This is a genomic window from Halomonas sp. DP5N14-9 (assembly GCF_019802175.1).
GTDB lineage: Bacteria > Pseudomonadota > Gammaproteobacteria > Pseudomonadales > Halomonadaceae > Halomonas > Halomonas litopenaei.
Genome location: NZ_JAHVHR010000018.1, coordinates 19,827 through 32,141, shown reverse-complemented (window position 1 = coordinate 32,141; position 12,315 = coordinate 19,827). Strand labels below are relative to the sequence as shown.

General features: G+C 63.8%; 11 protein-coding genes and 1 pseudogene. 7 read left to right on the top strand and 5 right to left on the bottom strand.

What is annotated here, in order from left to right; genetic code table 11:
• Positions 1-44: 44 nt before the first annotated feature.
• Positions 45-1,136, bottom strand: coding sequence for a bifunctional nicotinamide-nucleotide adenylyltransferase/Nudix hydroxylase (locus KUW00_RS10535; protein ID WP_045994963.1), 1,092 nt, complete (start codon positions 1,134-1,136; stop codon positions 45-47).
• 231 nt (positions 1,137-1,367) lie between these two features.
• On the opposite strand from KUW00_RS10535, the pseudogene KUW00_RS10530 reads away from it, so the two are divergent.
• Positions 1,368-2,264: pseudogene (locus tag KUW00_RS10530) on the top strand (YihY/virulence factor BrkB family protein); the annotation flags it as partial.
• Positions 2,265-2,468: 204 nt separating this feature from the next.
• Positions 2,469-2,777, top strand: a complete 309-nt coding sequence (yccX, locus tag KUW00_RS10525; protein ID WP_315901128.1) for an acylphosphatase — start codon at positions 2,469-2,471, stop codon at positions 2,775-2,777.
• Between the two features lie 144 nt (positions 2,778-2,921).
• Here the strand turns inward: yccX and KUW00_RS10520 are convergent, their stop codons facing one another.
• The 3 genes from KUW00_RS10520 to KUW00_RS10510 all read right to left on the bottom strand — a co-directional run bounded on the left by KUW00_RS10520 (position 2,922) and on the right by KUW00_RS10510 (position 6,100).
• Positions 2,922-3,863 carry a nucleoside hydrolase gene (locus KUW00_RS10520; RefSeq protein ID WP_222569030.1) on the bottom strand — a complete coding sequence of 314 codons (942 nt, stop codon included), beginning with the start codon at positions 3,861-3,863 and terminating at the stop codon, positions 2,922-2,924.
• Between the two features lie 28 nt (positions 3,864-3,891).
• Positions 3,892-4,803, bottom strand: coding sequence for a ribokinase (locus KUW00_RS10515; protein ID WP_222569029.1), 912 nt, complete (start codon positions 4,801-4,803; stop codon positions 3,892-3,894).
• A gap of 352 nt (positions 4,804-5,155) precedes the next feature.
• Positions 5,156-6,100 carry a D-2-hydroxyacid dehydrogenase gene (locus tag KUW00_RS10510; protein WP_222569028.1) on the bottom strand — a complete coding sequence of 315 codons (945 nt, stop codon included), beginning with the start codon at positions 6,098-6,100 and terminating at the stop codon, positions 5,156-5,158.
• Between the two features lie 239 nt (positions 6,101-6,339).
• Between KUW00_RS10510 and KUW00_RS10505 the strand changes: the two genes are divergently transcribed.
• Positions 6,340-6,612, top strand: a complete 273-nt coding sequence (locus KUW00_RS10505; protein WP_045994967.1) for an FmdB family zinc ribbon protein — start codon at positions 6,340-6,342, stop codon at positions 6,610-6,612.
• 45 nt (positions 6,613-6,657) lie between these two features.
• Entirely contained in the window at positions 6,658-8,436 is a 1,779-nt protein-coding gene (aspS, locus tag KUW00_RS10500; RefSeq protein WP_222569027.1) for an aspartate--tRNA ligase, read from the top strand.
• Between the two features lie 64 nt (positions 8,437-8,500).
• On the opposite strand, the gene ubiM is transcribed toward aspS, so the two are convergent.
• Positions 8,501-9,769, bottom strand: a complete 1,269-nt coding sequence (ubiM, locus tag KUW00_RS10495) for a 5-demethoxyubiquinol-8 5-hydroxylase UbiM (protein ID WP_222569026.1) — start codon at positions 9,767-9,769, stop codon at positions 8,501-8,503.
• Between the two features lie 228 nt (positions 9,770-9,997).
• On the opposite strand from ubiM, the gene KUW00_RS10490 reads away from it, so the two are divergent.
• The 3 genes from KUW00_RS10490 to ruvA all read left to right on the top strand — a co-directional run bounded on the left by KUW00_RS10490 (position 9,998) and on the right by ruvA (position 12,314).
• Complete coding sequence (locus tag KUW00_RS10490) at positions 9,998-10,750, top strand: YebC/PmpR family DNA-binding transcriptional regulator (RefSeq protein WP_222569025.1); 753 nt, start codon at positions 9,998-10,000, stop codon at positions 10,748-10,750.
• Positions 10,751-10,768: 18 nt separating this feature from the next.
• Positions 10,769-11,320 carry a crossover junction endodeoxyribonuclease RuvC gene (gene ruvC / locus KUW00_RS10485; RefSeq protein WP_222569024.1) on the top strand — a complete coding sequence of 184 codons (552 nt, stop codon included), beginning with the start codon at positions 10,769-10,771 and terminating at the stop codon, positions 11,318-11,320.
• 382 nt (positions 11,321-11,702) lie between these two features.
• Entirely contained in the window at positions 11,703-12,314 is a 612-nt protein-coding gene (gene ruvA, locus KUW00_RS10480) for a Holliday junction branch migration protein RuvA (protein ID WP_222569023.1), read from the top strand.
• Position 12,315 lies beyond the last annotated feature (1 nt).

Sequence of the window (12,315 nt, the reverse complement as noted above, 5' to 3'; positions counted from 1 at the left end):
CTTGTCCGCCATGTCGTTACCGCCGTTGGATCTTGCCGCGTGCCTCAGGAGCGTCGATCGGCAGGCAGCCCGAGAAAGTTCTGGATGATGAAGAAGTGATCCTCGAACAGGCTTTCCGGCTCGAGTTCCGCCAGGGGCACCCAGCGCGCATGGTCGCCCCCCTTGACGGGCTTCAGCCTCGGCAGGTTCTGATCCGGTCTCAGGGCAAAGTAGAAGGCTTCTGCCAGGGTTCGTCCACGCCAGCTTCGGTGCGGCTCGTCGAATAGCCGTTGACCGCGTAGCGATCCCTTGAGCACCGGCTCCGGCACCTTCAGCCGAATGCGTTCGCGCAGCTCTCGCAGACAGGCGTCCATCAGTCGTTCCTGGGCGCTGATAAAGCCCCCGGGCAGGGCATAGAGTCCCTTGCCGGGTGCCGAGGTGCGCCGCACCAGCAGCACATGGCCCGACTGCACCACAACCGCACAGACGGTGACGAAGATCGGCGGGTAGGGCGCCTGGGCCCAGGCCGAACGGTACTGGTCGAGCAATTGCTGTTCTTCACCGAGCTGGCGGTAGGGCTTGCCGCTCATGAAGCGCCGGATATGCTCCACCACTCCCGGTGGAAGATCGTGGCTTGCGTTGGTGGAGAGATACTCTACCGCCGAGCCCTCGGAGCGAAATAGCCGTTCTCGAATTTGGCTGGCGGAGATCGCTTCGACCAGCGGTACGCTCACCGACTCCCACTGGGGGAACAGTGACAGGTAGTAGCTCGACTGACCGCGGCTGGCGCCGATCAGCCCGATACGTGGTAACCGTGCGCTCTCGGGATGGGCTAGATCGCGCACCTTGCGCTGGACGTCGTGCACCCAGACATCGTCGTTGTACAGCGCATCCAGCAGCGGCACGATCTCGAGGCGAGCGTTGTCGTCTTCGTCGAAGGCGCTGCGCAGCATCTGGCGGCGTTCGTCGAAACGCCAGGGGTTGCGCAGTGAGCGCGCCTGCCACGCGGAGCCTACCAGCACGATGACCTGTCTGGCCTGCTTGAGGGCCGCCCGAATCACCGCCAGATGGCCGAGGTGCGGGGGCTGAAAGCGTCCGATGAACACCAGGCAGTCGAACTCGGTCTGCGGCGGAGAGGTGGCCAGATCGGTGGGCATGGAGGGCTCCTGGAAAACGTCGCCGCCATTATGGTGGCGCTGACTGGCAGGCGCAAACAGACAGGCTCCAGGGATAGGTGAATGAGGCTAGATGAAGGAGGCTTGATAAACCCGTCACGATGATCCGGTCGTGATGAACTGGCAGCGCTTGGGCGTCGCGTTGGCGCATGTTTCTGCGTATACCGTCGGTGTTAGGTATGCTGAGGGCAACGATAATGACGAGGGAACGCCATGATCATTCAGTTTTTCGCCTTCTGGTGGGGGGTGCTGCGTCGCTCGGTGGCGTTGTGGCTGGAGCGCAACGCCTTCAGCTACGCCGGCTCGCTGGCGTTCTATACCCTGTTTTCGCTGGCGCCGACGGTAATCATCGCGGTAACGGTGATCGGTGTGGTGCTGGGCGAGGAGGCGGCACAGGGGCAAATCTTCGCCCAGTTGCAGGGCACCATGGGCCCCGAGGCGGCCACCGCCATCGAGCATGCCGTCGCCCAGTCGCGCATCCAGGAGTCCGGCCTGTTGCCGACGCTGCTGGGTTTTGCCGCCCTGGCGGTTGGTGCCACTACGGTGTTCGGCCAGATGCAGTTCTCGCTGAACACCATCTGGGGTGTCGCGGCACGCCCCAGCAGCAACAGTCTGTGGATCTTCGTCAAGAATCGCATGCTGTCACTGACGATCGTGCTGGCGATCGGCTTCATCCTGCTGGTGTCGGTGGGGCTCGGGGTGTTCGTCAGGGCGGCACTGAAGGCCGCCGACGATGTGCTGCCCTACGTCAGCCTGCTGACACGAGGGGTGGAGCTGCTGGTGTCGATCGGCGTGATCGCCGCGCTCTTTGCCACTATCTTCAAGGTGTTGCCCGACGTGGTGCTGCGCTGGCGCGACGTCATCGTCGGTGCGGTTGTCACGGCCTTGCTGTTCTCGATAGGGCGCACCGGTATCGCGCTCTATCTGGCCTACAACGCGACTGCCTCGACCTACGGCGCGGCGGGGTCGGTGGTGGTGGTACTACTGTGGGTCTACTACTCCTCGCTGATCCTGCTGTTTGGCGCCGCCTTTACCAAGGTCCATCTACTCGCCCGGCACAAGCCCATCATCCCGCGCAACAGCGCCGTGCTGGTCAAGCAGGAACTGCTCGATCAGCAGAGCGTGCGTGCCCAGTTGAGCGCCGAAGAAGAACGGGAATTCGAGCAGGAGGCTCGCGAGCGTCAGCATGAGGCGGAGCTGGAGGCAGGGGGAGCGGAGACTGCTGGCACGGTGGAGAGTCGTCAGGCCAACGAAGATGACGAGGTCAGCGTCGATGATACCGTTCAAGATGCCGATGTCGCCAGAGAGGAACCAATGGACGAGCAGCAGGAGGCAGCCACGATGTCCGATGACACCCTATGCCTGGAGGCCCTGGTGGAAGGGCGAGTACAGGGCGTGAGCTATCGCTTTGCCACCAGGCAGCAAGCCGAGACAGAGGGGCTTGCGGGGTATGCGCGCAACCTGCCGGACGGCAGTGTCGAGGTGTTGCTGTGTGGACCTCGTGACGCGGTGGAACGGGTCGCCGACTGGCTTGAATATGGGCCCGAGCAGGCCGAAGTGACCCAGGTCACGACCCGTGAGGTGACGCTGGATAAGCCGCCGAGGGATTTCACTACCGGCTAGGGCCTGTGCGAATAGTGCCCGGGGTCGTCGACCCCGGCTGCTTGACGTGAAAGATTCAGAGGGAAAGGAGCCCCGGGCGGGCACGACGGATAATGTCGAGGGACAGTGTCGTGCCCGCCCGGGGCTTTTGCTGGCTTGAGTCGTTCAGGCCAGGGTGTCGGCGATCCAGTCGCTGACGGCCTTGCCGTCTACCTTCATGCAGACGTCGACCACGGGGGTCTGTGACCAGCGGTCGGCGATAAAGCCTCTGCCTTCCGGCGCCAGGATGGTCTGACCCTCGGCCGGCCCTTCGGTGACGACACCCAGGTGGCCTCGGGTGGTCTCGAACAGGTCCGGGCGCAGTAGCCAGGCCAGGGCCACACTGTCATGGGGACAGCAACCGTCGATACCAAGCGCTTCACGATAGAAGGCGCGATAGAAGTCGTAGCTGCCGGCCAGAATCTTGCCCAGCTCGCCCTGGCCAGCCTCGATGCGTGCCATGTGGTCCGGCGTCAGGATGCAGCGATGGGTCACGTCGAGCCCCACCAGGGTCAGTGGCCAGTCGGCGGTCAGCACTCGTTGGGCTGCGTGGGCGTCGTTGAAGATGTTGGCCTCGGCCACCGGGGTAACGTTGCCGCCTTCACGAATGGAACCGCCCATGATGACCACCTGCTTGACCAGGCTTGTGATCTCGGGGTCCAGCTGCAGCGCTGCGGCGAGGTTGCCCAACGGACCGACCGCCACCAGGCTGACCTCGCCGGGACGCTGGCGCACGGTGTCGACGATGAACTGGGCGGCGCTGCGAGCATCGGCCTGTCCCTTGACCTCGGGCAGGGTGATATTGCCCAGTCCGTTGTCGCCATGGATATGCTTGGGCGCCGGATGACGAGGCTTGACCATGGGGCAGGCCGAACCCTGGGCCACCGGCACCGGCTGGCCAGCGATCTCGCCGAGCAGCAGGGCATTGTGGGTCGCCGTCTCGATGTCGACGTTGCCGAAGGTGGTGGTCATGCCGAGCAGCTCAATGTCCGGATGGCGCAGGGCGATGGCGATGGCCTGGGCGTCGTCGACGCCCGGGTCGGTATCGAAGATGATCGGGGTACTCACGGAAACTCCTGTTGTTGACCTGAAGGCCTCAGCGGATGGCGTGCTGGCCGGTCGCCAGCGCTGAGTCGACCTCGCCGCGGGAGGGAATACTGGCAGCGGCGCCCTGGCGCTGGACGCCCAGGGCAGCGGCGGTAGAGGCAAGCGCCAGGCAGTCTGCGACCGTTTTGTTTTCCTGCATTGCGGCCAGATAGTAGCCGATGAAGGTGTCCCCGGCGGCGGTGGTGTCTACCGCCTCGACCCGACTCGCCGCCTGGAACTGGCGTTTTCCGCCGTGCTGATGCCAGGCGCCTTCGGCACCGAGGGTCAGCACCAGTTGGGTGCTGGGCAGACGCTCGGAGAGGGCGGTGAGCAAGGCGTCGGCATCGGTATCCTCGGCAACACCGGCCAGCCAGGCGGCCTCGCCACGATTGACGAAAAGGAGATCGCACTGCTCGAGCGGCAGGTCCAGCACGGCGTCGCTCATCGGCGCCGGGTTGAAGGCGATGTTCAGACCCTTGTCATGTCCGAGCCGGATGGCGTCGGCCAGGGCGCTGCATTCGTTCTGCAGCAACAGCCAGTCGCCGGCCTGGGTTCCCTCCATCAGCCTGGAAAGGTCGTCGGCCGAGTGGTGATGGTTGGCTCCGGGAAACAGCAGGATGGCGTTCTCTGCGCCGTCGTCGACTTGGATGATGGCGTGACCGGAGGGGGCGGCCACCTCGGCGATACCATTGACGTCGACCCCGGCGTCGGCAAGCTGCTGGCGTGCCCAGCCATCCTGGGCGTTGAGGCTGCCCCAATGCGCCACCTGGCCACCGGCCTTGGCCAGCGCCAGTGACTGGTTGGCCCCCTTGCCGCCAAGACCGACTCGATGCTCGTGACTTGCCAGGGTTTCACCCGGGCGAACGAGATGGGGAACGCGATAGACATGGTCGAGATTGATCGACCCGTAGTTGTACAGCATGGGGTGTCCGGTGAGGGGGTGGGCTCAGCGCGAAGTATCGGAGTGATGCCGGGCGGACGCAAGGGTGGAACCGCCATCGGTAACGAGGCTGTTCCCTTGTTTCGAAAAGTTATACCGTAATCTGGTAGGCGACAATCCAACGTGCCAATTGCATCGAGCGTTAGTCATAGGCGATGAGCACAAGCCATTGGGAAGCTTTGCATTCGCTAAACTCGCCCGAACATGCCGATCAGGGGCGCGATAACGTTGTATCAGCGTGGCGAAAATCTGGAGTGAGCTCAGCAAGGGGCAGGGTGCCAACAGTGGCCTGGTGTCAGGCGGGCACGGTCTGCTGTGCCCGCCGTGGACCGTATTAACCCTGAGAAGCGAAATTTTGCAGGTTGTCGACGGTCAGCTTGACGATGTTCTGTCGCGCTTCAGGGGTGATCCAGGCGCTGTGAGGGGTCACCAGCAGGTTCATACGCGGCGACTCGTTGACTGCGTCGATCAAGGCGTGGCCATCACGAGGCGGCTCCGCGGGCAGGACATCGACGGCAAGGCCGCCCAATTGCCCTTGGCGCAGGGCCGCCAGCGCGGCTTCCTCATCGATCACTCCACCTCTGGCGCAATTTACCAGCAGGGCACCTTTCTTGATGGTCTTGAGGTTGTCGGCGTTGAGCAGATGACGACTGTGTTCGGTCAACGGGCAATGCAGGCTGACCACGTCGGCCTCGGGCAGCAGCTCGGACAGGGCCGGGCGGCGGTCGTTGGCCTCGTTGCCTGGTCGCGCGCTGAAACTCACCCGCATGCCAAATGCCTCGGCCAGGGCGGCCACCTTGGAGCCCAGTTCACCCTGTCCCACCAGCACCAGATGCTTGCCTTCGAGTTGCAGGGTCGGGTGGTCCATCAGACAGAAGAACGGGCTCTCTCCCCAACGGCCCTCGGCCACGTCGCGCTGGTACTGCGGCAGGCGAGTGGCCAGGGCAAGGATCAGCATCAGGGTATGCTGGGCGACACTGGCGGTCCCGTAGGCGTTGACGTTGTCGACGCGGATACCACGCTCTTTCGCCACCTCCATGTCGATATTGTTGGTACCTGTGGCCAGTACGCAGATATGCCGCAAGGAGGGCAGGGCGTTCAGGGTGTCGGCGTCGAGCACCACCTTGTTGACGATGGCGACGTCGGCGCCGGCCAGCCGTTCCCGCGCTTCGGCAGGGGTGCTGGTGGGGTGAACCTCGAGGCTCTCGAGCTGCTCGCGCAGCGGTGCAAGGTCGATATCGGTGCCCAGGCTGTCGGCGTCCAGTAATACAGCTTTCATCGCTTCTCCTGTTGTGTTTGGTGGGTGTGGTGAGTCCGGTGGCGAAGATCGGTGCACAGGGCTGGGCCTTGAGGTGCTCAGCACGCTATAATGCGCCCCTTTGATTTGGGCTTGGAATTGCTGTTGGCCGGCCCTATATCGCATGTCGGGATCGGAAGCGGCGTGATCGAGGGTGTGTCAGGCAGATCAGACGCCGGCTTCCCGCCCCGCAGGAACAATGCGAACGGAGACCTAGAACCATGCCCATCTACGAATATCAGTGCAAGGCCTGTGGCCATCGGCTGGAGAAGCTGCAGCGCATGAGCGCCGCTCCCTTGACCGACTGCCCGGCCTGTGAAGCTCCCGAACTGAACCGCCTGGTCTCAGCGGCTGGCTTCCGTCTTGCGGGTGGCGGCTGGTACGAGACCGACTTCAAGACCGGTGGCACCAAGAAGAATCTGGCGGGTGACAGTGGCGGAGGCGGTGCCTCCTCCGGTGGTGGCTCCGCTTCCGGTGACGGCGCCGCTGCCTGATCCAACGAATTGCCTTTACCTTCACGCAACATGACAGGAACCAACATGCGCAGCCATTATTGCGGCCAGCTCAACGAAACCCTGGTGGACCAGACGGTCAGCCTGTGCGGCTGGGTACACCGCCGCCGTGACCACGGTGGGGTGATCTTCCTCGACCTTCGCGATCGTGACGGTATCGCCCAGGTCGTGGTCGACCCCGATACCGCCGAGGCCTTCGCCAATGCCGACCGCGCCCGCAGCGAGTACGTGCTGCGCATCCAGGGCCGAGTGCGCATGCGTCCCGAGGGAACCCAGAACCCGAACATGCCGACCGGCCTGATCGAGGTGCTGGCCAAGGAAGTGGAGGTGCTCAACACCGCCGCCACGCCGCCGTTCCAGCTCGACGAGCACGGCAAGGTGGGCGAGGAAATTCGCCTCAAGCACCGCTACATCGACCTGCGTCGCCCGGAGATGATCGAGAAGTTGCGTCTGCGCTCTCGCATCTCCCATAGGGTGCGGGCCTTCCTCGAGGGCGAGGGCTTCCTCGACATCGAGACGCCGGTGCTGACCCGGGCGACCCCGGAAGGTGCACGTGACTATCTGGTGCCGAGCCGGACCCACGCCGGCAGCTTCTTTGCGCTGCCGCAGTCGCCTCAGCTGTTCAAGCAGCTGCTGATGGTGGCGGGCTTCGATCGCTACTACCAGATCGCCAAGTGCTTCCGTGACGAGGACCTGCGTGCCGACCGTCAGCCGGAATTTACCCAGATCGACCTCGAGGCCTCCTTCGTCGAAGAGGCCGACATCATGCGCATCACCGAGTCCATGGTGCAGGGCCTGTTCAAGGACGTGCTCGACGTGGATCTGGGCGAGTTCCCGCGCATGACCTGGCATGAGGCGATGCATCGTTTCGGCTCCGACAAGCCGGACCTGCGCATCCCGCTGGAGCTGACCGACGTCGATGACCTGATGAAGGAGGTGGACTTCAAGGTCTTCTCCGGTCCGGCCAACGCCGATGACGGCCGTGTCGCCGCGCTCAAGGTCAGCGGTGGCGCCAAGCTGTCGCGCAAGGAAATCGACGAGTACACCAAGTTCGTCGGTATCTACGGCGCGCGGGGTCTTGCCTGGATCAAGGTCAACGAGCGTGCCAAGGGCATCGAGGGTCTGCAGTCGCCGATCGTCAAGTTCATGGAAGGCGTGATCGAGACCCTGCTGGATCGTGTGGGTGCCGAAGACGGTGACATCATCTTCTTTGGTGCCGACAAGGCGCGCATCGTCAACGAGGCGCTGGGGGCTCTGCGGGTCAAGCTGGGTGAGGATCTCGATCTCTACACCCAGCCCTGGGCGCCGCTGTGGGTCGTCGACTTCCCGATGTTCGAGGCCGACGACAACGGTCGCCTGAGCCCGCTGCATCACCCCTTCACCTCGCCGGCGTGCAGTCCCGAGGAGCTCAAGGCCAACCCGGCCGAGGCCCTGTCGCGTGCCTATGACATGGTGCTCAACGGGACGGAGCTGGGTGGCGGCTCGATCCGTATCCACGATCAGGCCATGCAGAGCGTGGTATTCGAGATCCTGGGTATCGGTGAAGAAGAAGCCCGCGAGAAGTTCGGCTTCCTGCTGGATGCGCTGCACTACGGTGCACCGCCCCACGGTGGTCTGGCCTTCGGTCTCGATCGCCTGGTCATGCTGATGACCGGCGCTCGTACCATCCGCGAGGTCATCGCCTTCCCCAAGACCCAGAGCGCCGCCTGTCTGATGACCGACGCCCCTGGCGAGGTCAGCAACGACCAGCTCAAGGATCTGAGTATCCGCCTGCGTCAGAAGGCCAAGCCCGAAGCCGGCGAGTAACGCTAGGCTATCGCGCTGTACAGACAAACCCCGCCAATCGGCGGGGTTTGTCGTTGATGGGAAATCAGCCCAGCAGCCTCAATGGAGACGGCAAGGAAGACGCCGCGCGACGGGCCAGCGACGGAAGGGTGGTGAGAGGCGATAGAGACGATAGAGGAGTGAGCGGTGAGCCACCATGAGGCTCGGTCAGGTGCTGTCCGATCATTCTACGCGCCGGTGCCAGTCGGTCACCCAGGCGCAGTCCCAGGTGACGGACCATTCGTGCCGGCACTCGGTCATCGGTGTAGAGGCCAACGATGGCCTGGGTCGCCTGATACAGCGGCCAGGTGGCCAGCCGGTGCTCGCGTTCATAGCCTTTCAACAGCCGCGGGTCGGCGATGTCCTGTCCGAGCTGGTGGGCGCGGATCAGCCGGCGAGCCAGGCGGTGCTGACTCTGGGCGCCAAAGTTGAAGCCGTGCGCCGTTACCGGATGCATGCCCACGGCGGCGTCGCCGACCAGGGCAAAGCGTTCGGCCACGAAGCGCTCGGCGTAGGCACTTACCAAGGGATAGACGTGAGTCTCTCCCTCCAGGGTCATGGCGCCCAGCCTGTGCCCGTAGCGATGGGTCAACGCCTGCGACAGTGCCTCGGGTGTCAACGCGGTAAGCTCCGACATCTGCTGGCTGGGCAGGGTCACCACCGCCGACGAAAGGTGTTCGTGTAGCGGCAACAGGGCCAGGGTCTGGCCATGGTCGAACCACTCCCAGGCGGACTGATCATGGGCGCGTTCGTGGCGAACCCGACACACCAGCATGCTGCGGCCATTGTCGCGCATGCGTGCAGCGATGCCCATCTGGCGACGGGACTCCGAGAAGCGACTGTCGGCAGCCACCGCCAGACGTGCCGACAGCCGAGTACCGTCCTCCAGCACCAGACGCGCCGCACCGGGGTCGCTGGTGATGCTTTCAAGCGCCGAGAAGTGCCAGTCGATGCCGTCCATGCGTTCGGCTTCCTCGAAGGCGGCACGGCGTATCAGATGGTTCGGCACCATGAAGCCCAGCGGTCGATCGTCGCCGGTATCGAAACCCATGGCAAAGGACGACTGGCCATTGAAGACTTTGGCATGGGCCAACGGCGCCACCTCGTCCTGGGGGATCCGCTGCCACACGCCAATGTCGGCGAGCAGGTCGCAGGACGCCTGGGTCATTGCGATTTCGCGCCCATCGGGCCTGGGGTCGGCCAGTCGCGGGCGATCGATCCGGTCGATCAGCGCCACGCTCATGCCGACACCGGCTAGTGCACGCGCCAGACACAGGCCCACGGGACCTGCACCGATGATGGCCACATCCTTCATCCGTCACTCCTGAGCTGGATTCGCTGGTGAGCTTCACGCGCGGTAGAATGCGCGATAAATCAAGCGCTCGACGCTAGCACAACGGGTGATCAGGTGGCGGGCTTTGTGGCGCGCATTTGATCCAGCGCCGGGTTCAGGTGCCTTTGGCAGGCTCCTTCAGGGCCTTGTGTTCCGATATCGCCCGACAAGGTGTGAAACGTCGGCTTCCAGCAACCAACGGGATGCACCATGGCAGGACATAGCAAGTGGTCGAACATCAAGCATCGCAAGGCCGCTCAGGACGCCAAGCGCGGCAAGATATTCTCCAAGCTGATCCGTGAGCTGGGCGTGGCCGCTCGTCAGGGCGGGCCCGAACCCGCTGACAATCCGCGGCTGCGGGCCGCCATCGACAAGGCCCTGTCCAATAACATGACCAAGGACACGATCCAGCGGGCGGTGGATCGCGGGGCAGGGCAGAACGATGGCGATGATATGGAGGAGATCACCTATGAGGGCTATGGCCCGGAAGGCGTCGCCATCCTGGTCCAGTGCATGAGCGACAATCGCAATCGAACTGTCTCAGATGTGCGACATGCGTTTTCCAAGCATGGCGGTAACCTGGGCACCAGTGGATCGGTCGCCTTCATGTTCCACCACCAGGGACGACTGACCCTGGCACCGGGGACCTCCGAGGAGGCGGCCATGGCGGCCACCCTGGAGGCAGAGCCAGAGGATATCCTGACCCACGAAGACGGCAGCCTGGAGGTGGTGACATCGCCAGAGCGCTTTGGTGCGATCAAGGATGCCCTGCTGGCCGCCGAGCTTGCGCCCGTCTACAGCGACGTCGGGCTCTTTGCCGAAACCACTACGCCCATCGAGGATGCCGATCTCGCGCGCCGTGTGCTCGCCCTGATCGATCACCTCGAAGACCTCGATGACGTGCAAAATGTTTTCACCAATGCGGACTTCAATGATGCCATTCTTGCCGAACTGGAGCGCTGACCTGCCGGAGATCCCGGCATGATCGTGCTGGGGATCGATCCTGGCTCGCGTATCACCGGCTACGGGGTGCTCGATGCCAGCGAGCGGCAGCCGCGCTACATCGCCAGCGGCTGCATCCGGCTCAAGGATGAGTCCCTGGCCCAGCGTCTGGCGCAGGTCTATGCCGGAATCAGCGAGTTGATCGGTATCCACCGTCCCGCGGCGCTCGCCATCGAGCAGGTGTTCATGTCGAAAAATGCCGACTCTGCGCTGAAACTGGGCCAGGCTCGGGGCGCCGCCATTGTCTGCGCCGCCAATCACGGCCTGGAGGTGCACGAGTACGGGCCGCGCCAGATCAAGCAGGCCGTTACCGGCAGCGGTGGTGCCGACAAGACCCAGGTGCAGCATATGATCACGGCGACGCTGGGGCTGTCCGGCACGCCTCAGGCAGACGCCGCCGATGCTCTGGGGATCGCCCTGACGCACTTCTACGCGTCACGTGGCTTGATCACCCAGGGCTCTTTCGGTGGGCGGCCCAGCGGCTCCAGGGGGGGCGGCAAGGGGACGTCCTGGCGTCAGTATCGTCCCTAGGGCTTGTCTGAAAAGTGCCTGCGCTCGGTAATACGGCGTTAAAAATCGGATCAAAATGCTCATTTACACCCCGTAAACTGCGCTTTCTCACCGATTTTTGCCTTGTCTAACCTTCGCTCGTCGACTTTTTGGACAGCGCCTAGGTTTTTTCACGCCGATGCGCCGAGTTGTTGTCGCTGCGTCGGCTGTGTTTCAGGTTGTCGCCAAGCTGCGACAGATGCATTATCGAACAGCGTTTGTTTGTGCTGGCGGGGCCCCGGCTGCCACCGTATAGTGGGATGCAAGGTACGCTTGCAGGGTAGCCGCTCCCGCGATTCGTGACCGCCGTCTCAGGTACACTGGCGATCACTTTTACCGCCGAGATCAAGGAAGTATTCGCGCCATGATTGGACGCATCACGGGCACACTGCTCGAAACCCAACCACCCTGGCTGGTGGTCGACGTCAATGGCGTCGGCTACGAGATGGAAGCCTCTATGACCACTCTGGTCGCCCTGCCGGGCACCGGGGAACGGGTGTCGCTGTACACCCATCTGACCGTGCGCGACGATGCCCATCTGCTGTATGCCTTTGCCCGCGAGCAGGAGCGCGCGCTGTTTCGTGCATTGATCAAGGTCAACGGGATCGGCCCCAAGCTGGCTCTGGCGATTCTTTCCGGCATGGACGAGGACGCCTTCATTCGCTGCGTGATGGAAGACGACGTCAAGGCGCTGACACGTCTGCCCGGCGTCGGCAAGAAGACCGCCGAACGTCTGGTGATCGAGATGCGCGATCGCTTTCCCCACTGGCAGCATCCCGACAGCCTGCCGCTTGAAGGCAGCGCTCAGCCGTCCACGCCGGCGTCTGGCAAGACGGCATTGGCTGACGCCGAGGCAGCCCTGGTCAGCCTGGGCTACAAGCCCACCGAGGCCAGCCGCATGCTGTCCGGCCTCGAGGATGAGGCCAGCACCGAAGCCATGATCAAGGCGGCGTTGGCGCGCCGCATGGCGGGCTGAC